This window comes from Roseovarius sp. MBR-154 (assembly GCF_053628595.1).
The window spans coordinates 1-1,242 of the sequence record NZ_JBRJGR010000070.1; the positions used below are offsets into that span (position 1 = coordinate 1).

Sequence of the window (1,242 nt, forward strand, 5' to 3'; positions counted from 1 at the left end):
ATGACCCAATGGGCCGTCAGACTCTGGGGGCGTATATTTTCCGTTCCATGCTGTCCTCTCTATCGCGAACTCCTTGTGGGCCGTGGAATACGTCAGATCGCTTCCATGGCCGCGTCTTTTGGCGCGTCGAACCGGGTGCCATTGCGCAGAATGCTCCAGGCGGTTCGAGCGAGCTTGTTGGCAAGCGCGATGGCCGCCTTGTTTCGGGGCATGCGTGCCACCGCTTCGGTCAGCCACGGGCCGAAACTGAAGTCGGCCCATCGGTGTGGCCGCATCATGATCACTTTCGCCGCTTGCACGAACAACATCCTCAAATAGCGGCTGCCGCGTTTGGTGATCCGGCCGAGAGTGGTGCGACCGCCGGTGCTGAATTGTCGGGGCACCAAGCCCCCCCATGCCGCGAAATCACGCCCTCGATCGAAGGCCTCGCCTTGGCCGACAGCCGCGACCATCGCCGTCGAGATCATCGGGCCGATGCCGGGGATCGTCATGATGTTGGCGCAGTTCTCCTCGGTGCGGCTGATCTCTTCGATCTCGCCAGAGACATCCTCGATCCGTTTGTCCAGCCAGAGCCAGTCGCCATAGAGCCCAATCAGGATGCCGCGCATCCGGGGCGATATCTCATCCCGTCGCTGTTCGAGGATCGTCTCGAAGGAGTTCTTCAGCGTCCGAAGCCCCGACCGGACGGTGATGCCCTGTTCGATCAGGAAGGCCCGAATTTGGTTGATGGTGGCCGTGCGCCGCGAAACCAGCCGTGCCCGGACCCGATGCAGGGCCTGAAGGTCGAGCTGATCTTGGTCCTTCTCTGAAACGGTCCGAATGTTGGGCCGTAACGCGGCCTCCGCGATCGCCTCGGCGTCGTTGTAATCGTTCTTCTGCCCCTTGTTGAACGGCTTTACGTAAATCGCCGGGATGATCCGCGGCTCGAACCCCATGCCCCGCAGCGTTCGGCTGACAAAATGGGCGCTGAGGCAAGCCTCCATTCCCACGATGCAGCGTGGGAGTAGCTCGAACGTGGCGTTCAGGGCCAAGCGCTTGATCTGTTTGCGTATGACCAACTGGCCGGACCGGTCGAACCCGACCAGGTGAAACGTATCCTTCCCGATGTCGATCCCGACGACGGCGAGGTCTTCGATGTTTCCTGTCTTCTTTGCACACATGGCTACTTCTCCTTGTTGCGCGGTTGATCCCGGTTCAGGATAACCCAACGGCGGGGAAGCAGCCAACACATCCCATTAGCGG

Annotated in this window: 1 protein-coding gene; it reads right to left on the minus strand. The window is 61.0% G+C overall.

Translation table 11 applies throughout. The features are described 5' to 3' along the window. Window positions 1-92 precede the first annotated feature (92 nt). Complete coding sequence (locus ACSSV4_RS23210) at window positions 93-1,160, minus strand: IS110 family transposase (RefSeq protein ID WP_454277339.1); 1,068 nt, start codon at window positions 1,158-1,160, stop codon at window positions 93-95. Window positions 1,161-1,242 lie beyond the last annotated feature (82 nt).